Source organism: Candidatus Phyllobacterium onerii (assembly GCF_028331445.1).
Taxonomy (GTDB): Bacteria; Pseudomonadota; Alphaproteobacteria; order Rhizobiales; family Rhizobiaceae; genus Phyllobacterium; species Phyllobacterium onerii.
This window is the reverse complement of the sequence record NZ_JAQMHX010000022.1, coordinates 17,304-38,668: the sequence shown is the minus strand read 5'-3', so window position 1 is coordinate 38,668 and position 21,365 is coordinate 17,304. Positions and strand designations below refer to the sequence as shown.

Genomic DNA, 21,365 nt, shown 5'->3' with positions numbered 1-21,365 from the left:
CAACAAAAGAGAGCATTCTCCCATGCGTTTCCTCCAAGACAACGGTGCTCTATTGCTCGCCTTCTTCGCCAGTATGATCGGTATGGCTTACTCAGGGTGGGGCTAGGAAAACCAGGAACAGGCATAATCTCCCTGCCATCGGGTTTGTTGCATACATCACCAGCGAAAATTTCTTCTCGGCGTTGTTTGAAAACTGGGAAAGTGAGTGGCTGATGGCGACTCATGTGGTCCTCGCCGCGTATCTTTTTGCAACGAGGATCGCGGAGTCGCGCGACCCCGATGATAAATCCACGAACGAGGAGCCCCCGTCGCGATCCCGCAGCTGGCTTTACGAACATTCGCTCGGACTGGCGTTAGGTTTGCTTTTCGTTTTGTCTTTTTTGGGCCATTTGTTTGCGAGCCGTTCTGCGTACAATTCCGATGCAGCCGCCCATGGTGAGACTATGCAATCCGCGTTTGCTATTTTGGCGGTTTGAATCCTTCCAAAACTGGCAATCGGAGTTTTTTTCGACGGCGACGCTCGTCGTGTTCTCCAGTTCTCCATCTTTCTGCGCTATCGCGGATCGCCTCAGTCTTGGCCGGCACCACCGGGAGGCAGCCGAGGAACCATTCGGCATATTGAGAATATGTCGCGCAAAGGGACATCGCCATAAGCGCTGGACGACAATCTCGACTTTTTTCTTCTGGCTTTACAACGCGAGGATCTCGCTGAGATGAAGGACGTTGTTTCACTGGTGAAAATAGCCACCCGGGAACCCTCGCCCGAGTGGCCAAGCTGAAGTCTATGGCATCATCTGAGTGGTCTGACGCAAACGATCGCGTTCTTTGAGCACATCTTCTTCTGTGTATGCGGGCAGGGATCCATCGAACCTCTCCCACCCGGCTTCACGATACGAGGCGCGGCGTGTGTCAAGATCGACCGGCGCGTTGGCCTTAAGGATGGCCTGAGCAACTTCGGCCTCACTGTCGTCAACTCGTGCCGAAACCAGTGTGCTTCCGCGGCGAACGCCCTCCGCATAAACGTGCGCATCTTTTTCGTCGACGCCTTCATTTGTCAAAGAACCTATAATGCCGCCTGCAGCGCCACCGGCGGCTGCGCCAGCTACCGCACCTGCCGCGGTGGCGGCGAGCCAACCTGCGGCCACCACGGGACCGATGCCCGGTACGGCGAGCATCCCAAGTCCGGCAAGAAGCCCTCCGGTGCCCCCCACCGCAGCACCGATTCCAGCACCGGTCGCAGCACCCTCCCCGGCGTTGTCGTCGCGCTCGTCGCCGTCGCGACCGACAATACTAATGCGGTCTGAAGCAATGCCGGCATCTTCGAGTGCGCGAACCACGGCTCGGGCATCGGCATGATTGTCGTACAGTCCTGTGATTGTTTGCATTTGCTATCTCCCTTGATTTTCTTACCCAACTATGGGAAGTAGATAACCGTTGGATCAGGTGAAGGTTCCAGCCAACCCGTTGGCGCAATTGCCGTTTTGTCAAGAACGGCGGACTGCATTGGATAGCTCTTAGTCGAATGCACAAGGAGCAAGATCGCTGACACCATTAATCGAACTACGACAGATCTCGTCTGGCCATTTAATCGGCGGCCCCTATCTTAACGGCGGAACTGGTACTGGTCCTGGCTCAGGATGGGGGATAGGCGGATCGTCCGGCAGCGGTGGGGTCGGTTCTGGCTCTGGGGTAGGTATTGGATCACCCATATCAAGGTCTCCTCCTGATGGATACAAACTGCTACAAGCGGCTTGTCAGCCACGCTCCAGGTTCCACTGTCGAATACCTGTTCACCCCGAGGGAGCTTGAGCCACCATAATTCAATGAATCTGGTTCGCTAGACTAGACAAGTTGTTCAACGGTGCATTGATCCGGCCGCTTGTCGGGTCGCCAGCGTATGAGTTTGGTGCCATGGCGAAAGCGATTGCCTGTGATATGGTCGAACCGCACCTCGACGACGAGCTCCGGACGCAGCGGCTCCCACTCACTACTTCGTTTGGTGCTCCAGCGGCTGATGCCACCAGGCGCCATCCCGGTAAAGCCGGGCGGCTCACGCAGTAGCTCCAGCCGCTTGGTTAAAGCCCGGCGTTCGTCGTCCCGAATTGTGGAGGTGAAGCCGACATGATTGAGTTTTCCAACTTTGTCATAAAGGCCAAGAAGCAGAGACCCGACCTCGCGAGACTGGCTTTCATAGCGAAAGCCTCCGACAACACAGTCGGCGGTGCGTAGCCGCTTCACCTTGACCATGACCCGCTGACCCGCCTCGTAGGTTCCCTCAAGCCGTTTCGCTATGACGCCGTCGGAGCCCCCATGGCCAGCTTCGGACAACCATTTCAAGGCTTGCTTCACCTGTCTTGTTGTCGGGGAAAGGACTATATTTTCAAGCGACGCGTCCTTTTCAACCCGACCCAAAAGCTGTTCCAGCAGCTTCCGGCGTTGAGACAGGGGTTGATCCAAAACAGACTTGCCGTCTTCAGAAGCCAGCAAGTCAAACAGCACGAGCTTGGCAGGGGTTTCGTGCGCCAGTTTTCGTATCCGGCTCTCGGCAGGATGAAGTCGCAACTGCAAAGCGTCAAACGCAGGCTGACCGTCAATCTCAACGACAAGCTCACCATCGACGACAAATCTTTCAGATGGCCAATTTCGTAGACAGGTGATCATCTCAGGAAAATAACGCCCCAGGGGCTTGCCGGATTTTGCTCTGAGATCGATCTGGCTGCCTTCCTTGAAAACCAGGCAGCGAAAGCCGTCCCATTTGGGTTCGTATTGCCAATTGACACCTTCAGGCAACTCTTGGGCGGAACGCGCTTCCATGGGCGGCGTATCGAGGGGTAACGCGAAGAGGCAAGCTTTCCCGCTTCCGGATGTCTTTGGGCTCTTCCCCATCTATGAACCTCGGCGTCTTTGAACCAGACCTGGCTATTCACCCGGATAAGGTTGGTTCTTTAACAGGTCAGCAAGATGAGCGGTGTTGCGCGCCAGCATGGCAATCGCATCAGCGACTTGTTTCGGAACCTCTTTCAAGTCAATAAAATCGGTACTGCCCATCGCCTCGCCCACCCAATAGGCAACGGCATTGGGGGCAATGGAAAACCCGACATCGTTCAAGGCCTGGTACAACTCTGCTGAGACATGGTGCGCTCCATCTTCATTACCGACGACTGCAATCGCCGCAACCTTCCCATAAGACGGCATCCTTCCCTTATCATCCGTTTCTTCCAAGAAAGCGTCCATCCGCTCAAGTGCCCGTTTGCAAACACTTGACGGCTGTCCCAACCAGATGGGAGTGCCAAGGATCAAAATATCCGCATCGATGATCTGTTGTCTCAAGTCGGGCCAATCATCGCCGTCACCTTCATCGGACGTTACACCGGGTTTGATGTTCAGTTCAGCCAACCGAACGCTCGACGTGTTGATATCGAGTGCCTTGAAAGCTTCAACGACCAGATCGAGCATCCGTTGGGTAGAAGATTCGCCGCTTGCCTTCAGCGTACAATTTATCGCTAGAACATTCAGGGGCATGTCGTTCCTAATGAGCGTTGCGTGTTCGTCGGACTTAGGACCAAGGAACTGTTGCGCTCGGGAAAAGTTCCACGTGACCGCAATGCGACATCTTGTGCCGACGCCAGTTTTCGCGGTCGATAGGCCTTTGATTGCTCCCTCCTTGGAGCGCGCAATCTCTCTGATGCTGGTTACCTCGCGCCCAACGACGAACCTGTCCTTTCATTGCAAATCATGCACGATTGGTTGCGTGGACATTCACGGCCGACACGGGCCCCGCCTGTCATGCCCGCAGAAGCCCAGCGCCGGGTTCGTTGGATGTCACCAGCATTCTTGTGAGAACTGCAGCGACAATTGCCATCGCAAGTGTATTCATATTCCCATGAAACAATTTTTAGCGAGCTTTTTTCGGAACATTATCAACTTTGCCAGGTTCACGGCTTGTTGGAGAGTGTGACGCTCTTCCGCACGGGATCCGGTGCCGTTACGGTTACCGCGGCGTCGGATCCCACCCCTTGCTAAACCAGAACATTGCAGGTCTCCACTGCCCAGACCCCCAATGCTATCGCACCGACCTGTTCTTACTTTAGCGCTGCGTCATGCCAGCCTGCTATTAATGGTGGTTGGGTAGGATCGCTAAAAGTGGCTTGGTCCGTACATCCACGGAAACGCGCCTTTGAATTTTCATCATTTGTCATGAAACAAGCCTCGAGGTGTCCAGCCTCAACTTTGGCGGTGCAGATTGCCTGGCCAAGACGTTGCGGCTTTCCTACCAGCATTTTGAAACAGGTTCGAGCCCTTGTTCCCGCTCGAAAGGAACAGATCGTTTGCGATCGGGTTGTGTGATAGAGCTCAAGAATGGAAGGAATGGCTATGAGTCCCACGGACAAAGCTTCAGGCACGGGTACCCTGTTTGAGAACGATACCCAAACGCTCGTATCCGACGCACTTGGTCATGCCGGTGACGCATCAAGCGGCGGAGCGCGATTGGCCCACCGGAGGCACTATTGAAGTTTGAAAATGCTTCGTCCATCTCGCTGAGGCTGGAAAATGGTGACGCCTCCGAATAAGTTTGGTAGGACCCGGATCTGATGGGACCGTCAAATTCACGGTTAGAGATTCGTGAGAAGTATAGCATCGTGAAGCGAAGCAGGAATATTCAAGCCCGCATTAGCAAAAGCACGGGACACTCGGACGCTGCCAATCTACAGATCGGGCGGCTTTGCCTCGCCCCGCGTCGGTCGCTCGTCGCCACAGCAGTCGTCTTTCGACATTGGGCTCCGGCCACCTCCCAGGGCACCGATCGTTTGGCCGAAGACACCTCGCCCGCTGATCGCAGGGCCGTATGTCAAACGCCTTATGGGTTCTTCACATTGCAAATGACAGCGGCACCGACAAACCTTGGTCATTTTCGCAGCTTGCAACGCACGTGGTCGAGCCCAAAGCGTCCCCTTGTGATGAGTTCCGAATCGACCGGGTTATTAGCCAACGCCGTCTACCGGAGGTTTTTTTGACCGTTTCGGGTGCCTGCCAGCTCATCGTTTCCACCATTGCATTTTTATTCGCCGCAGTTTCTGCAAAAAGCTGGGCGCTTTCTCCCACATCGGCAAAGCTGGTTGTCACCCTTGTCCTTTATTCTTTGGGAAATCTCATCATGCTGCGATTGGTCCGCGACTTTGGAATGGCGTCGGCGTTTAGTTTATCAGCTGTCATTCAACTTATCGCGGTGAATGTCATCGCGTTGACCGTTTTCGGCGAACGTCTTTCAACGGTCCAGACGGCAGGTATTGTTCTCGCGATCCTGGCAGTCGGCTTGATTACGCTCGGCCCCACGGGAAAATAACTTTGGCCACTGGTTATGGCCAAAATATTTTATTCGAGGTAGGGCGCATGGTGATCTGTGCCGATCATTCCTTCAAAGAAGAATACCGGTTGATGGACCGCAAACCGCTCCATGAGATGCTGGGGGCGCTGATAGACAAAATCCCATCGAAGGTGGGAAATAATTCTGGCGGAGGGTGCTCCCGCCGAGTCCTTTCTACTCAGGGGCAGCAATCATGAGAACTTCACAAACTTTGCTGAGTTTGAGCGCCTCTATCCAGGCCACTCCCGCCTTGCCATGACCCCTTTCGCGCCGATCGTGGGTTATGAAGGTGGACGAGAACACCTGAGGGCGCTTCTAGGTCTTGGCATTTCGCGCTTTGTTCAGGTGCACGACCCGATACAGGAGGCTTACACGAGAATCGCGGCACGGACCGGCCAGCTTGTGAATTGATGTCGGCTGGTTATTCCAACTTGCCACATTGAAAGGTCTTTGAACATCGAAGGGTGGCCCACGGCCACCCCTTTGTACGGCTTAGATCTTAGGCAATTATGACAACGATTTCCAGCGAGTCTGGATCGACAATAACGATCCTGCCGTCGGCCAGCAGAAAATAGCGATAGCCTTCATATCTGGGGACAAGCTTGACAATGCGCGGCGGCAGCGGCTGCAGCTCGACGGTTCGCGGAACGGCCACGCCAACGTTCACTTCAAAGTTCACGTCGCGAACCGGTTTAGCTTTCGTTTCGGTTATGACCTGCCTGATCTGCGTCTTCTGCTCGGCCGTCACATTGACGCTGCCTGTCGTTTCGTTCGAAGTCTGGCTCGAGGACTTGGCCGTATCATCGCCAGACGCTGGCTTACTGGTCTTGGCTGTGCCTTCCGTCGTGGTCGTGCCAGTCTGCTCCGGCGTCTGTTTCTTGCTGGCAGCGCCCTGTTGTTCCGTGCCCTGATCTGCCGGAGCCTGTGCCTTGTCCTGGGTGGTCTGCTCGCCTTGTTTCTTCAACTTGGTGCCGGTTGAACCTTCAACCTTTTGTCCAGTGCTGGTGCTCGTGTCCTGGTCGGCTGGAGCTTGCGCCTGTCCCTCCGTTTGCTGGCTCTTCTTCATTGGAGTGCCGGTCTGACCTTCGGTCTGGGACTTCGTTGTTGCGTCCTGTTCCTGGGTCTCTGTCTGGCCCTCGGTCTGCTGGCCGGGTTTCTTTTTCAGCATTTCAGTTTGCGCAAGCCCTGCTCCCGGCGCAACGCCAAGCGCAAGGACGAGAACACTTTTCAAAATGATGTTCTTCATGGGATTAACTCCTCCAGTTTAACGAAAGTGGAAGACCGCCTGGGCGCTCTTCCATTTGTCTTTTGCTAGTGCACAACGTGAACCACGGTCCTGTTGGAAGGATCGACGATCACACGTTGATGGTTGACCACGGCGTAGGCGTATTTCGGATTATCCGGGATACGCATTATCTTGACTCTGTTAGGCAATGGCTCGCCGACAACCACTTTCTGTTTAACAACCACCTCACTCTCGGGGATTGGCTGCTGTTCTACATATGAAACGACTCTCCTCGGCGGCGGGGCGAGCACGGTGCCAACAACTGCACCGGCAACGCCGCCGACAGCAGCGCCGACGGGGCCGCCAACGATTGCTCCAGTCACAGCGCCACCGGCAGCGCCGTTAACGGTGCCTTCCTGCGCAGGGGCAGCGGTTGCAAAACCAAGCACCAGTGCCCCGGCTATGATCAGTTTCTTGTACATAATCATTTCCTTTCGTCCTTTGTCTGGCTTTGCTGTCCGTTGCCCTTGGCTCGTCCTGCGTGGACGGCAAAGCTGAAGGGCAAACGTCATCGCAGGTGCGCCGTTCCGAACTTGGGCTTCAGTCCGATTTCAGGATCGGTCGAAAGTCTGATGCATACACGGCAAAGGTCTGAAATCCTTTGGTAAAGGACCGCCGGCGGAACAAAGCTCAAGGCCACAAGTTGTGGCAGCCGAAGGGAACGATTCCACAAGGGAGAGTCATCATGAAACGGATCTTGCTAGCCACGGCCGTGATGTTTGCGGTGTCTGGTGGCGTCTTCGCGCAGGATGCAGTGGTTATCGATGTGCCACAGCCGGCGCGCGACTATGTTATCGCACATCCGACCGACCCGGTGGTCGTCGAGGGCGATGTTGCAATTGGCACTGCAGTGCCGGAGGACGTCAAGCTGGTGCCGATCCCCGACAGTCCGGACTACGGCTATATCTACATAGATAAGCAACCGGTCATCGTATCGATGAAGGACCGGAAGGTCGTCTACATGTCGAAGTGATGTCCCTGAAATGGAATGTCATCGGCATCACTGTCCGCGCGCCACAAACTGAACGGAGCGCTGGGTCATGGTAAAGAAGGACGAGTTGAGAGTCCTCCACGCGTTTGAATTGCCCGTCGTTAAGGGCAACCGAACCCATATTGTCATCGTAAGCTCTGATCAACTAGGCGGCGTTTATCTTCGTTTGATGCAGAGAGCGACCGATCCGCGCCATGACATGTTCCGGGTAAATGTTGTAATCAATGGCATCGAATGTGAAACTGAACAGATCACCAGAGATGCAGCCAGGAGCTTGGCAAAGACGCTGGCTGACCTGACGATTATCAGTCCCTCGGATGACGACTGAGCCGTTAGCCCTGGTTTTGCCGGCAGCGTGCCATCAGGGACCAGTTCTCGACAGACTGCTTGTTGAAAACTTATAGGAGGCCACGATGCTTACCCATATCAAGAGGCTTCCCCCTCTTTGCAGCGCGGTCGTGGCGTTGGGCCTCGTCACAGTGCCCTATAAATTGACACTCGAAAATCACTCCCTCGAGCTTCATACACAGTCTGCATGGGCAAAAGATGGCGGCAAAGGCGCAGGCGGCGGTGGTGCCAACAACGGCAATGGCGGCGGCAATAGCGGCAACAACGGCAACAGCGGGAATGCCGGTGGCAATAGCGGGAATGCCGGAGGTAAGGGCGGTAATAGTGGGAATGGCGGCGACAAGGGCAGCGCTAATGCAGGAGGCAACAGTGGCAATAGTGGAGATGGTGGCAACAGCGGCAACAACGGCGGTCGCAAGGGCGACAGCAGCGGAGACAGTGGTACCAGCGGAGACAACGGCAGCGACAGCACAAACACCCGTGCTGGCAACAGCGGCAATGTTCAGAGCGGGAAAATCGGCCCATCCACCCCCGCCGAAAGCGTAGCGATCGACGGTTCCGCGATGGAAGTTCGACACTGGAACGGAATGAGTGAACGTATCAAGGATGGTCGCTACGTGATGAAAGACGCGAAAGGGCGTACGATCATCAATCGCACCGCGACAGTATCCGATGAATCAAGACTGCGATCGTTTGACCGCTGAACCTTAGGCAAAACGAGAAGGAACATCGATCAAGGTTGCGCGTTTGTCGACATGTCCAAGCTTCCCTTCCCTTATGTGACCATTGCCGCCGATGAAGCTGGCAACACGAAAAACATCGCTTCGGTCGGCGAGGCCGCATTATGGCTGATTGAACATTGGTCTCAAAGGGGCAGCGACAAATTCGAGGCGGCAAAACGGGCCTGCCTGGACGCTCTGGATGGCAAGATGACGTGCACGGATTGCAGGGAGGCCTTCATTGAAGCTGCTAAAGAGGCGGGTATCTACATTACACATCAGCGGCTTTAGGGCTTTTGACTATTGTTGATTAGGCCTTTGGTCCGATTTGACGTCACGGACTCCATGTTAACTTTACATCCCCGACACGTCCCGGTCGGGATTGGCCATTCAGGGTGGCCAACAGCCCGATCAGCTGACTTTACCCTTCCAGCTGATCGGGTTCTTCCGCCTCTTCGGAGAAACCAGGAACTGTTGCTCGCGGAACGCCCCGCAACACAGGGTCGCTGCAAAATGTCCGCCAGCAGACATAGCATTGACGCATCCGCCAATCAGTTTTTTAATGTTATTGTCGCTGGACCTAGTCGTGGCAAACCTGCGATTGAGAGACGAACGTGCTTTCGCCTAACGTGTCGTGGCGGGAGGTTCGTCATGGTTCGGGTCCTTAAAACATTTTATTATACAAGCGATGACTGGAAGGTCATGCAGGGCGCGCTGCTGAAAGCGTCCGGAAAGCTTCAGCGCAATCGAGATCACGAAGACACGGATCGTCTCGCGCGAAGAGTGATGACGCTGTTTGACCGCGGCCTTCGCGACGTGGAGGTTATTGCTTCAGCAGCAGCCTATCAGGAAGCCTTGGTGGCCCGTATTGCGACCGTATCGGGAAAACATCATGGCTAGCATGCCGCAACGTCTGGATCAGAGTTGGATTGCAAGACTTGCGGTACGATCTATTTGGAAATCTCCAAAGAAGTTCAAAGTCACACGCCGATTTATTGCAACACATGCGCAGAGCTCCTTAGCCGTTGGGATGAACTCGAACTCGATTTTAACCAACAAGGCGGACAGCACGGCATTTTTGAGATGCATGATGGCCAGGCCATTCGAAAGGAGTGATCCTATGCGAATACATTTTGAGGACGACCCTGAAAATGATCGGGCTACAATGCCTGATCGCCATCACCTTCTGATCGTATGTATCGGTCTCGCCCTTGCCGCTCTAATTGCCTCGATAGCTTATTTGGAGCTCTCAGATCCAATGTTTTTGTAATCCAAAAGCTCCTTACTCAAGGACGTGTAGGTCTATATCTACTCATAGGCTTTGGTCCGATCTCGAGACGTCTGCCAAATGCTATCATTCAGGTTGCTGACACCACCCGTCGGCAAGGGGTCTGCCATGGCCCTGCAGCTCGGTCAGCTGGACCTAAAGCGTCCTTGACCGGGCCCCTTAAAGGAGAAGAGCCACACCACCAACGAGCAAACCGATCAAGCCGGTGAGAAGCGCCAACCACAGCTTGCGCGCTTGATCCCATGCCAACGCGTATTGAACCTCAACTGACGACCCTCGCCACAAAGGTGCCTAACGGGGGTGGCTCCGCCCACGAGGTCAAATGGGACGGCTATCGTCTTGCGGTACACGCCGAGCCTAACGAAATTCGTATCATTACTCGATGTGGCCACGATCGGACACGCTATTTCCCTGCGATCGACGATGCAGTAAGAGCTCTCGGTCCCGCGAGGTTCATTCTTGATGGTGAAGCTGTCGTGCTCGATGACAAGGGCGTGCCGAACTTTGGCCTGCTGCAACAGGATCTGGGCGGCCGGCGTGCAATCCGCGCGGCTCACAAGGCTGTGCTCTTTGCCTTTGATCTGCTCTATTTCGATGGCCACGACCTAAGCGGCCTTGAGCTGTCGTCGCGGCGACGTCTGCTCGAAACGTTCCTGGAAGGCGAGACAGGGGCGATACCGTCTGTCGGAAGAGATTGAGACTGATGACGCAGCGGCTTTGCTGCGTTCGGCCTGCTCCACGGGCTTGAGGGGATATTGCCAGACAGCACCTATGGGTGGGTCTGGCCGGCCGATCGACTGGCTGAAAATCAAATGCTCCAACAGCGAAAGCTTCGTTGTCATCGGCTATGAACCGTCCCTTCTGGTTCGCGGCAGCATCGCAAGCTTGCTGCTTGCTGCGCGCAAGAACGACGGCTTGGTTTATGTCGGCCATGTCGGCACCGGCTTTTCCACAAAGCTTGCACGAGACTTGAGGGTTCCACCGGACGGCATGCGCGTCGCCGTTCCGGCAGCAAGCGGCATTAACGGGAAAAAATACGTTTTCGTGGAGCCAACATTGGTCGCCGAGATATCCTGTGGTTCCTGGACGCGTGATGGAAAACTGCACCATCCATCCTTTAAGGGGGCTAAGGGGAGTTCCACACGATGGACGGGAACCAATCACTTTAATCGGAGTTTGGGCAACGTTGTCCGGCAGGCATTGATAACCACCCTGGCAACAGAGGCTCGTCGTAATCTAACCCACCCCTTCGGGAAACTCCGCGGCGAGCCTCACCTTTTGTTAACCATAGAGGCGCACGCTTTGGGTGCTGACCATAGTGCCACTGGGTCGGCACCCGGCCTGCTTTCGTATTGCGTATCCGGCAGGTCGGGACATCCGGCTTACCCCATTATCGCGCCAACCGAAAATGCGACGGACGCGCTCTACCCTAACCACCCGAGCCGTGCCCATAGATTTGGATGGGCTCCGGCTCGGGGAGGTGTCGGGATTGTTGCCGTGGGTATGGCTGATGCGATCCTGCATAGCTGAGGCGGGACGCCGCCGCCGCTTGCGCACTTGTCCCGTTCGAGTCGTCGGCATAGTTGAGCGGAGCTGGCGACGATCATGGCGGTAGGGTACGATATTAGTCGACCTCGAGCGTCGCTCGGTCGTGGAAATCCTGAAGACTGGAGTGCATCGAATACTGCGCAATGGCTCAATACCGTTCTGGCGCTTGCCCCGGGGTCTTACGCCGTGACATCGATGCTTCTCAGCGCACGCATGCTGGCGTGCAAACATGCCGAACACCACAGAAAGACCCCCTTAAGAGCAAAGTGACACTCGCGCTACGGATCAGAACCTCCAGGCGGAACAGAATGGCGGAGAGCATGGCAGCTGGCCCATCGGCCGGTGCTTGATCGACGATACCTTCGCCACTCACCTATGCAGTTAGCGTCATCGCCGATCTCGCGCTGGCTATCGTCTCCGCCTCTTTTCGACTAAGTACCTTGATGTAACGGCCGAAATGCGAGCTCTCTTTAATGACTGATACTGCCTCGACGTCACCAAAGTTTCTGTTCAGGGCGACTTTGCCAATTTTTGGCATTGCCATGGCTGTTTGCGTTGCAATTTTCGCGCTGCTCGCATGGTCAAGTCGGATGACTGATCAGATTGCTGTTGAGCGGCAGGAACGGCTGCTCGCCTTGGTACTATCGCAGGCGCAGTTCTCGATCGCTCACGATCAGGAAAGCGCGACCGTCTGGGATGAGGCGGTACGCCAGGTCAAAATTCCCGACAATGGGGAGTGGCTGAGCAACAATCTTGGCGGCTGGATGACCACCTATTTTGGTCATGATGCGGTCTATGTTCTCGACGGAAAAGACAATGTTCTGTACGCCTTTGCTGATGGCAAGCAGATCGATCGTTCCGTGTATGACATTGCCAGATCGAGCGTCGCCCCGCTTGCGTCGAAGCTTCGCGAACTGTTGCGCAATCCCGATCCCGACGGATTTGGTGACCGGGTATTGAGCGCAGGCGCCTCGGAAATCGTCACACTTGGCAGCCGGCCGGCAATCGTCAGCGTCAAACCGATCGTCTCCGATAGCGGCAACGTTTTACAGACGGTTGATGAAACCTACCTGCACGTGTCCGTTCGCTATCTGGACAAGAGCTTCATCGCAGACCTTGAACGAGACTATCTTTTTGATGGCCTGCGATACGCCTTACAAGACACATTGCAAGCGGGCGAATACAATTATCCACTTCGGTCCACTGCCGGGATTACCATTGGATATTTTATCTGGCAGCCCTATCGCCCCGGTTCCACGGTCATGACGCAAATTGGCCCGGCATTTGTCGGCATTGTGCTGTTGATGTTGGGCATCATGGCGGTCCTCCTGGCGGTCCTACGCCTGAGATCCGCCAGGCTGCGCGACAGCGAAGAGCGGATGAACTTTCTCGCACTGCATGATTCCATGACCGGTCTGCCCAACCGGGCACATTTCAACGATAAGCTCGATGAGGCACTGTCAACCATCAGGAATGCCTCGGTGGCAGTACTGTATCTCGATCTCGATAGATTCAAGCAGGTCAACGACACGCTCGGACATCCGGTGGGTGATGAGCTCATCCGGCAGTTCACGAAGCGCCTCAAAGACATCATCGACCAGAAGACTTTCATGGCCCGGGTCGGCGGTGATGAATTCACGATCATTGTTCCCAACTTCGGACCACTTTCGGCGCTCGAAGCGCTGTGCGAGCAAATAATAACCGTTGTCCGGTATCCATTCGATATCGATGGAAACCATATCTTCATCGGCGTAAGCATAGGCGTCGCCACCGCGCCACTGGACGGTACTGAGGGCGACGAGCTTGTCAGAAAGGCCGATATAGCGCTCTATCACGCAAAGACCGCCGGTCGAAGCCGGTTTGCAATGTTTGGTAAAGAGATGGACGCCATGTTGCAACAGCGCCGTGCTCTGGAACGCGAGTTGCGCAAGGCCGTGAAGTCGGAAACCCAGATAAGCGTTGAGTATCAACCGCTTTATTCGGCCGAGGAACAGCATATCACCGGGGTTGAGGCTCTCCTGCGTTGGCAACATCCGGAACGCGGCTGGATTTCGCCGGAAGTGTTCATACCCATAGCGGAAGAAGCGGGCCTGATCGAAGCGTTGGGCGAACGTGTCCTGCGGCAGGCTTGCGCGGAATCGCGATCATGGCCAATCCAGACCCTCGCCGTAAACGTGTCGGCAGTCGAATTGAGAAATCCGGCCTATGCGATGAAAGTTGCGAAACTGCTATCGGCAATCGGAATGGATCCTCGCCGGCTCGAATTGGAGATTACGGAAAGTACTCTTACCGACAGCGCCGGACATTGTGAACACAACATCAGGGCGCTTCGCGCATTGGGTGTGACCATCGCGCTTGATGATTTTGGAACGGGCTTTTCGTCACTTGGACGACTGCAGCAGCTTGAAGTCGATCGCATTAAGATTGATCGAAGCTTTGTTCAGGGCTTCGGCCGCTCGGCCAATGACGAAGACATTGTCAAAGCCATTGTGAATCTTGCCCATGCAAAAGGTCTTCGTACCACAGCGGAAGGCGTGGAAACAACCGAGCAAAGTGACTACCTGCGCCAGATCGGCTGCGATGATCTTCAAGGCTTTCTTCTGTCCCGTCCTATGTCCGCGCTGGGTATCGAACGCCTGCTGCGCGTCTCTGGTTCACTTGATCCGCTTTTTCCAACCGCGCACGACAAAAGTGGTGGGAATCCATTATAGAACACAGCTGACAGATGCGATGATTCGACGGTCAGAACGAACAGGTTCTTAACGAGCAAGAGGCTGCGATGCTTATTTTGTTTATCACTCTTACTGTTACGTTTCGGGTGGCAACGCTCCTCATTTCGATCAGCAATGAGCGGAAGCTGAAAGCTGCCGGCGCCACGGAGATTGGCAAGACCAACTCAAACATCCTGGCTGTCGCGCATGTTGCGTTTTATCTGTGTGCGATTACCGAATACGGGTTCTCTGACCACAGTATAGACACCGTCACTTGGGTTGGACTGGCCATCTATCTTGTTGGTGCACTATTCCTGATAGTGGTGATTGCGAGCCTTGGTCCACAATGGACAGTCAGACTCATCATCGCTCGAAATCACGTGCTGGTTACGTCCCTGCTGTTCCGTCTTGTCAGGCATCCGAATTATTACCTGAACATCCTTCCGGAGCTCATCGGATTTGCGCTCACGCTCCATGCATTCTGGACGCTTGCCCTAGGCATGCCTCTCTATCTGATCCCGCTTTCGGTTCGAATTGGTCAGGAGGAAAAAGCCATGCGTGTCCACTTCCCCCAGTATTGATGCACGTTCGTATTCCGACGACTTTTTCAGGGAGCCGTTTCCAGCACCGTCTGGTTTTCCAGCTTATGCACAGAAACGGGCTGTTAAGCTTCGTTTGAAATGCCCATCATTGCTGATTGGCAGCAAGACGTTTGGCCATCATGTGTCCTATCTCACCTCCTTCGCCCGTTTGGTACCTCGCGAAAAGTTCACAACGATCGCAATCAACACCGTGCCGACAATGAAAACGAAGGCCGCGGCGGCGATCGCCGGGCTGATGTTTTCCCGTATCGTGGAGAACATTTGCCGTGCGAGCGTCCGCTGGTTTGGCCCCGCCACGAACAGCGTCAGCACGACTTCGTCCAACGACGTCGCAAAGGCGAAAACAGCCCCAGATACGATACCGGGGAGCGCCAGCGGCAAGGTAACTTGTTGCAGCACCGTCACGGGTGCTGCGCCGAGACTGGCTGCCGCCTGCTCCAGCCGGCGATCAATCCCCTGCAATACCGCCAGGACGTTGACAACGACAAAGGGCACCGCCACCACAGTGTGGGCTATGATCACCCCAAGATAGGTGTTGGTCAAAGCATATCGAGCAAACATGAGCTGCATGCCGACGCCGAGCACCACCGCCGGCACCACCATCGGCAAGAGAAAAATCGTCTTGATGGTCGTAAGGACAAGCGAAAGCTGCTTGTCGCGCAGTCCGACGGCACCAACGGTTCCCAGCAATGTCGCAAGCACCGTGGTGCCGCAACCGATGATGAGGCTGTTGATGATGGACCGCTGCCACACACCGGCGGTGAACAGCTCAACGAACCAGCGGGTTGAGTAGGCTGGAATGGGATAGTTGAGGAAGACACTGTCGGTGAAAGCGAGCGGCAGGATCGCAATCAGCGGTGCGATCAGAAAGAAGACGGTCGCAGAACCGAAAATCAGTTTCGAAAAACGCAACAGGCTCACGGACTCGTTTCCCGTTCTGACGAAAGTCTGAGATATATCGCATAAAGGATCATCGTGGCCGCCAGGAGGACCAGTCCGAGCGCCCCTGCCATGCCCCAGTTGGCTGCGCCCGTGGCGTAGTAGGCGATCACCGAACTGATCATCTGATCCTTCGCGCCACCGATCAGGGCCGGCGTGATGTAGTAACCGAGCGCGCTCATGAATACCAGGAGCGAACCAGAAACGACGCCGCGCAGCCCGAGCGGCAGCAAGACATTCAAGAATGCCCTGACGGGATGAGCGCCCAACGACGCCGCGGCCGGCATCAGGTTTTTGGGGATACCGATCAGCACACTGAAGATCGGAAGCACCATGAAGGGAAGCAGGACATGGGTCATGGCGATGATGACGCCGGCTCGGTTGAAGATCAGCGGTATCGGACTTGACGTTACGCCCGATTGCATCAAGACCGAATTGATCAGCCCCCTGTCCTGCAACAAGATGAACCATGCCGCGGTTCGCACCAGCAATGACGTCCAGAGCGGGAGCAGCACCGCACCCAGCAACAATTGCCGCTTCCAGCCATCGACCGAGGCAGCGATCATGGCAAAGGGAAAACCGATCAAAACGCACGCCCCTGTCACCGTCAAAGCCATCACAAATGTCCGCAGCATGATGGCCTTGTTCGCCGAAGCATCAGCCGGAAGGGAGGCAATTGCACCGGAGGCGTCCCGTTGCAGGTCAACTGCTGCCAAAAGATTGCGGTCTGTGATTGTCGAAGATGCTGCCACGCTGACGGCCTGCCAGTAGGAAATGTCACCCCATCGCTTGTCCAGTGCAACAAGATCAATGCTTCCGGCCGTGTCCAAAGCAGCCTTACGCGTTTTGGGCATCAAGGTGCGAAAGCCGGATTTGGCACTGTTCAGCCGCCGGACAAGATCCCCGAACAACTGGTCGTCGCTGATCTGGCGCAGGTCGGCAACGAAAGCAGCTTGCATTTCGACGGTTGGGGGGCTGGTGCGATTCCAGCTCGAAACCGATCTCGCGGTGGCGGGGAGCGTGCGTGCCGCCACCGGGTCGGACACAGCGGACTTCATCATCGTGACGAGCGGCAACGCAAAAAAAACAATAAGGAACAGCAACAGCGGCGCGACAAGCGCCAGGGAAATCACCTGTTTGCTGAGCCTTGGCGCATTCATGGACTGACCACCCAGCAATCGGACGACAGGAAGGAAAGTTGCACCTCATCACCAATCGAAAGCGTGGGCTGGCTGCGGTCCGTCTTGACGATCAGCGACTGGCCGTCGCTTCGTGCAATCAGCCGCAAATGATCCCCGTGATAGACGATATCGGAGACGGCGGCGGTGATGTTGTTGCCCGCAGCCTCGCGGCGTCCCACCTTTATCCGCTCGGGTCTTATCGACAGGCAAACACTGCTGTTTGGGCCAAGGTCCGTGGCTGTTTCAACGAAAACCTGCTGGCCGGCGGGCAACCCGACACGGGCCGTGCCACCTTCCATGCTTTTTACCGTACCCCAAACCAGATTTGTCTCGCCAATGAACTCCGCGACGAATTGCGTGCTCGGATGGTCGTAGATATCCGAGGGTTTGCCAATCTGTTCTATTTTTCCGCGGTTGAAAATCGCGATGCGATCCGACATCGTCAACGCCTCCGATTGATCGTGCGTCACAAAGACGATCGTCAGCTTGAGCCGCCGATGCAGATCCCTGATGTCCAATTGCATTTGTTCGCGCAGTTGCTTGTCCAGTGCGCCGAGCGGCTCGTCCATCAAGACCACTTCTGGCTCGAAGATCAGGGCACGTGCCAATGCAACCCGTTGCTGCTGTCCGCCCGACAGCTGTGACGGACGCCGCTCGGCAAGTGAACCAAGCTGCACCATATCGAGCGCCTTTCCCACGCGCTCCTTCACCTCCGCACGCGGGAGGCTGCGCATTTTCAAGGGGAAGGCGACGTTCTGGGAAACCGTCATGTGCGGGAAGAGCGCATAATTCTGGAAGACGACACCCATATTGCGTCTGTGCGGCGGCAAACTGTCAATTCGGTTGCCGCCCGCCCAGATCGCGCCGCTTGTCGGATTCTCGAAACCCGCAAGCATCATAAGTATCGTCGTTTTGCCCGAACCGGAGGGACCAAGCAGGCTGATGAACTCCCCCTTGCCAATCTCAAGATTCAGTCCCTCGACCACGGTGAGGAGCCCGAAGGATTTGCTGACCTCCTCCAAGCGAATGAATGGATTGTTCAACGTCGATCACCTCGGCTCTCGGCAAGCAATGCGCAATGGCGACGGCTCCGACAAACCGCGGGCCTGTCCGTCACAACAGTGAAGGCAGGACCGCGTATCTCTCAGCGCTCATGCAGGACAAAGTCATTGCGCGAGCCAGGCATTGAACCGCTGCGTCAGGGCCTCGGAATTGTCGGTCCAGAAATCAACATCCAGGGAAATCGCTCCCTTGAGGTTGTCCGGCGACGTCGGAAGCTCGGTCTGGAATTTTGCCGGCACGAGTTTCCCCGCCTCAATGTTGGGAAGTCCGTAGGCGATGTATTCGGGCAATTTAGACTGGTTGTCCGCCTTGCTTGCATAGGCTATGAAGTCCATCGCCGTGTCCTTGTTGGGACTGTCCTTCAGCACCACCCAACTGTCGATAGCATAGATGCTGCCCGGAAACACAAAGCCGAAGTGCTTGCCTTCGGACCGGTTCAAACCGCTGATACGACCGTTATAAGCAGTCGTCATGACCACCTCTCCCGAGGAGAGCAACTGAAGCGGCTGCGCTCCGGCCTCCCACCAGACAATGTTCGGCTTCAGCTCATCGAGTTTTTTGAAGGCTCTATCGACGCCTTCCGGGGTAGCAAGGACGGAGTAAACTTCATCGGCAGCCACCCCGTCCGCCATCAAGGCGAATTCAAGCGCGTATTTCGCTCCTTTGCGCAAGCCTCGCTTGCCGGGAATCTTCTTCGTGTCCCAAAAGTCGGCCCAAGAGGCCGGCGCTTGTTTCAACTTGTCGCCATCGTAGGAAATTCCAGTTGACCAAACGATGGCGCCAACGCCGCAATCGCTGACGGCAGCGGGTAAGAACTTGGACTTGCCGCCCAACTTGTCCCAGTCGACCTTTTCGTAAATGCCGTCCGCGCAACCAAGCGCAAGTTCCTCGGCCTCAACCTGGACAGCATCCCAGTTTGGAACGCCCGCTTTCACCTTGGCCTGAAGCACGCCGTATCCGCCGTCCCAACTCTCATCGAGCAGCGGCTTTCCAGCCTGCTTTGCGAAAGGCTCGAAATAGATTTTGCGCTGGGCGTCCTGGTAGTTACCACCCCAAGACACGACTGTCAGATCACGGGCTTCAGCGGTCGCTGTTCCGGTGGTCGCCAACGCGCATACAATCAACGTTGCGTTCAGAATTTTCATTGTCATTCCCCTTGTTTTTCTATGACCAAACTAAGAAACCACAGTTTGACTCGATTGAAAGCCTGATAAAGCGCCGCGGTGATTAAAATCACCATTCCAAGTCAATATGTCGGCGGGGTTATCGCGCTCAAGATTTCGCTTTTCTGCTCGCCGACGTTGCGGAAGCGATGGGGGAGCCGGCTGTCGAAATAGTACCCATCGCCCTTGTTCAGGATCTTTTTCTGGCCGCCAACGGTCACTTCCACTGCACCTTTGATCACCATTCCCGCTTCCTGCGCGGCATGCGCGAAGGCTTCTCCGGTGTCAGCGCCGACCGCGTAGGTCTCGTGCAGCATTAGAAGTTGCCGGTTAGGATGGTTGAGCCCGATGACACGGTAGGAGATGGTGTCGACCTTGCCGATCTCCACCAATTCCTCCCCTCCGTAGAACGGTGTGTATGGCAGGCTCGACTGAAGATCGCTGAAGAACCCGGGGAGCGTTGTTCCGAGAGCGTCCAGCACCGCGCTCAACGTGTCGATTGACGGACTCATCCTGTCCCGCTCGATCAGGGAAATGGTGGAATGGGAGATTCCGGACCTCACTGCCAGCTCTCGCACGCCCAAATCGCGCCTGCGCCGCATCTCTTTCAATTTGACGCCGATTTTTGGCATTGGATTTTCCCAAGATTGGAGTGCCTCATCGAAACAGCCTGTCACCGCACGACGTACACAACGCGCCGCCTTGGTGAATATACTGAACAGATGCTCCGCCAGCAATTGCAGTAAAGCGGCGGGTGCCCGATTGTGACGACATTCCTCCAACAAGCAACCCGGAGATCCAAATGGCAAACCGCTCCCGCCAATTCGGTGACAGGATAAATCATCTCAAGCAGCCAAACGTTGTCTCGATTTCGGATACTGCTGCAATTGAGGCCGTGGTCAAGGACATCATTGCGAATGTGCGGGCACGCGGAGACGATGCCGTCGGAGAATATGCACGCACCTATGACCGGTCCGATCTAGTCACATTCGAGGTGAGTCACGAGGATCGCCTGGAAGCCGTTGCCAATCTCGATCCCCAGACCAGGAAAGACACTGAGTTTGCCATTGAGCGCGTCAAGGCGTTCGCCGAAGCGCAACTGCGATCCCTACTTCCGCTCGAATTCGACGCCCTTCCGGGACTGCACCTCGGACACCGCGTCATTCCGATTGAGGTTGTTGGAGCCTATGTGCCCGGGGGCCGATATCCGATCCTATCTGCACCCGTCATGACTATCGTGCCGGCAAAGGTTGCCGGCTGCGATCATGTCATCGCCTGCCTGCCGCCCAACGCCCATCCGGCCATGATTGCCGGCTGCCATTTGTCGGGCGCCGACAGGATCTTCAAAGTGGGCGGTGCGCAGGCCATTGCCGCCATGGCGTTCGGCACCGAAACCATTCCCGCCGTCGACAAGATCGTTGGACCCGGCAACGCCTACGTCAATGAGGCCAAGCGGCAGGTGTTCGGCCAGGTAGGCATCGACCAATTGGCAGGCCCCAGCGAAATTTATATCGTTGCCGACGAAACAGGCGACGCGGAGATGATCGCCACCGACCTTCTGGCGCAAGCCGAACACGATGTCAGGACCCGGGTTGGCCTTATCACAACCGATCAAAAACTCGCCGAGGCTGCACTGGAGGCGGTGGAACGCCAGCTGGCAACACTGCCCACGGCCGACGTCGCCGGCGTCGCCTGGCGTGACTACGGTGAGATCACCGTTTGTGCCGATGAAGCCGCAATGATCGCGTATTCGGACCACATCGCGGCCGAACACCTTGAGGTTCACACACGCGATGCCCATTCCACGGCAGGAAAATTGCGCAACTATGGCTCTCTCTTCATCGGGGAACTTGCCAGCGTTGTGTACTCTGACAAGTGCTGCGGGACGAATCACACGCTTCCGACCATGGCCGCAGGACGTTACACCGGAGGTCTCTGGGTAGGTTCCTACGTCAAAGTGTGCACCCACCAATGGCTCGACGCGCGCGGTGTGGCCGCGGTCGCTCCCCCCTCGGTACGGCAAAGTCGCACAGAGGGTATGGAGGGCCATCGCCGGGCCGCGGCGCTTCGACTGAGCCGGCAATAATGGCTTCCGTCTAATGATCGCGCATCGAGTCGCCACAGCTCATTAGCCGAGCAGGCCTTTGCAACGTCAAACTCCTG

General features: G+C 55.9%; 22 protein-coding genes. 12 read left to right on the top strand and 10 right to left on the bottom strand.

Features of this window, described 5'->3' with window-relative positions; translation table 11 throughout:
* Positions 1 to 137 precede the first annotated feature (137 nt).
* The gene (locus PHA01_RS29290) at positions 138 to 476 is read left to right on the top strand and encodes a DUF6766 family protein (RefSeq protein ID WP_334312058.1); all 339 of its coding nucleotides are present in this window, start codon (positions 138 to 140) and stop codon (positions 474 to 476) included.
* Between the two features lie 306 nt (positions 477 to 782).
* Here the strand turns inward: PHA01_RS29290 and PHA01_RS27310 are convergent, their stop codons facing one another.
* The 3 genes from PHA01_RS27310 to PHA01_RS27300 form a co-directional block, all read right to left on the bottom strand.
* Positions 783 to 1,385 (bottom strand): general stress protein, encoded by a 603-nt coding sequence (locus PHA01_RS27310; protein WP_271899417.1) that lies wholly within the window; start codon positions 1,383 to 1,385, stop codon positions 783 to 785.
* 457 nt (positions 1,386 to 1,842) lie between these two features.
* On the bottom strand, positions 1,843 to 2,886 hold the full coding sequence (locus tag PHA01_RS27305) for an ATP-dependent DNA ligase (protein WP_271899416.1): 1,044 nt from the start codon (positions 2,884 to 2,886) through the stop codon (positions 1,843 to 1,845).
* Between the two features lie 33 nt (positions 2,887 to 2,919).
* The gene (locus PHA01_RS27300; RefSeq protein ID WP_271899415.1) at positions 2,920 to 3,522 is read right to left on the bottom strand and encodes a flavodoxin family protein; all 603 of its coding nucleotides are present in this window, start codon (positions 3,520 to 3,522) and stop codon (positions 2,920 to 2,922) included.
* 1,489 nt (positions 3,523 to 5,011) lie between these two features.
* Between PHA01_RS27300 and PHA01_RS27295 the strand changes: the two genes are divergently transcribed.
* On the top strand, positions 5,012 to 5,344 hold the full coding sequence (locus PHA01_RS27295) for a hypothetical protein (protein ID WP_271899423.1): 333 nt from the start codon (positions 5,012 to 5,014) through the stop codon (positions 5,342 to 5,344).
* A gap of 520 nt (positions 5,345 to 5,864) precedes the next feature.
* On the opposite strand, the gene PHA01_RS27290 is transcribed toward PHA01_RS27295, so the two are convergent.
* Both PHA01_RS27290 and PHA01_RS27285 read right to left on the bottom strand, forming a co-directional pair.
* Positions 5,865 to 6,611, bottom strand: coding sequence for a DUF1236 domain-containing protein (locus tag PHA01_RS27290; RefSeq protein WP_271899414.1), 747 nt, complete (start codon positions 6,609 to 6,611; stop codon positions 5,865 to 5,867).
* Positions 6,612 to 6,676: 65 nt separating this feature from the next.
* The gene (locus tag PHA01_RS27285) at positions 6,677 to 7,072 is read right to left on the bottom strand and encodes a DUF1236 domain-containing protein (RefSeq protein ID WP_271899413.1); all 396 of its coding nucleotides are present in this window, start codon (positions 7,070 to 7,072) and stop codon (positions 6,677 to 6,679) included.
* Positions 7,073 to 7,335: 263 nt separating this feature from the next.
* Here PHA01_RS27285 and PHA01_RS27280 point away from each other — a divergent pair, with 263 nt between their 5' ends.
* From PHA01_RS27280 to PHA01_RS27240, 9 genes are all read left to right on the top strand, one after another.
* On the top strand, positions 7,336 to 7,623 hold the full coding sequence (locus PHA01_RS27280) for a DUF1236 domain-containing protein (protein WP_224514101.1): 288 nt from the start codon (positions 7,336 to 7,338) through the stop codon (positions 7,621 to 7,623).
* A 67-nt stretch (positions 7,624 to 7,690) separates the two neighbouring features.
* Entirely contained in the window at positions 7,691 to 7,969 is a 279-nt protein-coding gene (locus PHA01_RS27275) for a hypothetical protein (protein ID WP_271899412.1), read from the top strand.
* 85 nt (positions 7,970 to 8,054) lie between these two features.
* Positions 8,055 to 8,693: a hypothetical protein gene (locus tag PHA01_RS27270; protein ID WP_271899411.1), complete on the top strand. Its 639-nt coding sequence runs from the start codon at positions 8,055 to 8,057 to the stop codon at positions 8,691 to 8,693.
* A gap of 51 nt (positions 8,694 to 8,744) precedes the next feature.
* A complete protein-coding gene (locus PHA01_RS27265) occupies positions 8,745 to 8,999 on the top strand; it encodes a DUF982 domain-containing protein (protein ID WP_271899410.1) in 255 nt (84 codons plus the stop codon).
* Between the two features lie 360 nt (positions 9,000 to 9,359).
* Positions 9,360 to 9,608 (top strand): hypothetical protein, encoded by a 249-nt coding sequence (locus PHA01_RS27260; RefSeq protein ID WP_271899409.1) that lies wholly within the window; start codon positions 9,360 to 9,362, stop codon positions 9,606 to 9,608.
* Positions 9,609 to 10,238: 630 nt separating this feature from the next.
* Complete coding sequence (locus PHA01_RS27255; RefSeq protein ID WP_271899408.1) at positions 10,239 to 10,694, top strand: ATP-dependent DNA ligase; 456 nt, start codon at positions 10,239 to 10,241, stop codon at positions 10,692 to 10,694.
* A 73-nt stretch (positions 10,695 to 10,767) separates the two neighbouring features.
* Positions 10,768 to 11,526 (top strand): ATP dependent DNA ligase, encoded by a 759-nt coding sequence (locus tag PHA01_RS27250; RefSeq protein ID WP_271899407.1) that lies wholly within the window; start codon positions 10,768 to 10,770, stop codon positions 11,524 to 11,526.
* Positions 11,527 to 12,134: 608 nt separating this feature from the next.
* A complete protein-coding gene (locus PHA01_RS27245) occupies positions 12,135 to 14,255 on the top strand; it encodes a bifunctional diguanylate cyclase/phosphodiesterase (protein WP_271899406.1) in 2,121 nt (706 codons plus the stop codon).
* Between the two features lie 68 nt (positions 14,256 to 14,323).
* Entirely contained in the window at positions 14,324 to 14,836 is a 513-nt protein-coding gene (locus tag PHA01_RS27240) for an isoprenylcysteine carboxylmethyltransferase family protein (protein ID WP_271899405.1), read from the top strand.
* 147 nt (positions 14,837 to 14,983) lie between these two features.
* Here PHA01_RS27240 and PHA01_RS27235 read toward each other — a convergent pair whose 3' ends face one another.
* The 5 genes from PHA01_RS27235 to PHA01_RS27215 all read right to left on the bottom strand — a co-directional run bounded on the left by PHA01_RS27235 (position 14,984) and on the right by PHA01_RS27215 (position 19,834).
* Positions 14,984 to 15,778 carry an ABC transporter permease gene (locus tag PHA01_RS27235; RefSeq protein ID WP_271899404.1) on the bottom strand — a complete coding sequence of 265 codons (795 nt, stop codon included), beginning with the start codon at positions 15,776 to 15,778 and terminating at the stop codon, positions 14,984 to 14,986.
* Positions 15,775 to 16,956, bottom strand: coding sequence for an ABC transporter permease (locus PHA01_RS27230; protein WP_271899403.1), 1,182 nt, complete (start codon positions 16,954 to 16,956; stop codon positions 15,775 to 15,777). The genes PHA01_RS27235 and PHA01_RS27230 overlap by 4 nt, the downstream gene beginning before the upstream one ends.
* A complete protein-coding gene (locus tag PHA01_RS27225) occupies positions 16,953 to 18,020 on the bottom strand; it encodes an ABC transporter ATP-binding protein (RefSeq protein WP_271899402.1) in 1,068 nt (355 codons plus the stop codon). Before PHA01_RS27225 ends, PHA01_RS27230 begins: the two co-directional genes overlap by 4 nt.
* Positions 18,021 to 18,143: 123 nt before the next feature.
* Positions 18,144 to 19,184 (bottom strand): ABC transporter substrate-binding protein, encoded by a 1,041-nt coding sequence (locus PHA01_RS27220; RefSeq protein ID WP_271899401.1) that lies wholly within the window; start codon positions 19,182 to 19,184, stop codon positions 18,144 to 18,146.
* Positions 19,185 to 19,285: 101 nt separating this feature from the next.
* Positions 19,286 to 19,834: a cupin domain-containing protein gene (locus tag PHA01_RS27215; RefSeq protein ID WP_271899400.1), complete on the bottom strand. Its 549-nt coding sequence runs from the start codon at positions 19,832 to 19,834 to the stop codon at positions 19,286 to 19,288.
* A 170-nt stretch (positions 19,835 to 20,004) separates the two neighbouring features.
* On the opposite strand from PHA01_RS27215, the gene hisD reads away from it, so the two are divergent.
* The gene (hisD, locus tag PHA01_RS27210; protein WP_271899399.1) at positions 20,005 to 21,288 is read left to right on the top strand and encodes a histidinol dehydrogenase; all 1,284 of its coding nucleotides are present in this window, start codon (positions 20,005 to 20,007) and stop codon (positions 21,286 to 21,288) included.
* Positions 21,289 to 21,365 lie beyond the last annotated feature (77 nt).